The organism is Thermococcus sp. LS1 (genome assembly GCF_012027395.1).
In the GTDB taxonomy this organism is placed as follows: Archaea; Methanobacteriota_B; Thermococci; order Thermococcales; family Thermococcaceae; genus Thermococcus.
In genome coordinates, this window is record NZ_SNUJ01000023.1 from 1 (window position 1) to 380 (window position 380).

At 51.3% G+C, this 380-nt stretch carries 1 protein-coding gene and 1 pseudogene; both read right to left on the reverse strand.

The features are described from left to right. A complete protein-coding gene (locus E3E26_RS11055) occupies positions 1-141 on the reverse strand; it encodes a hypothetical protein (RefSeq protein WP_167901370.1) in 141 nt (46 codons plus the stop codon). Positions 142-145: 4 nt separating this feature from the next. Then, a pseudogene (locus E3E26_RS11060) lies at positions 146-380 on the reverse strand (hypothetical protein); the annotation flags it as partial.

Genomic DNA, 380 nt, shown 5'->3' on the forward strand with positions numbered 1-380 from the left:
TTATGTAATCCCTGCCCCTGCAAGAAATGCTATTACCGCTACCACAAGAAGCACTGGAACCAAGCGATGAATTACAAATCTCTTTAGTTTCTTTGTGTTAATCTCAAAAAAGGGTGTAGAAATCGGGAGGTTGATATTCATATGCTCACCTCCTCCTCAGCGCCCAAACCACTCCTCCAAGGACGAGGAGGCCCGCGAGGACGTAGAGTATCGTCTTTCCGCTGTTGCTTCCGCCGCCGAAGAGCGTGAATCCTGAACCCTCAGAGATGCTCACTGCAACCTTGTCGGAGAATACGGTAGCGTTGCCCTGCATGACGGCAACGTTCAGCTCGTAGGCGTCGTAGGTGAGGTCTTCCGGCACGGCGAAGGCTATTGAAACA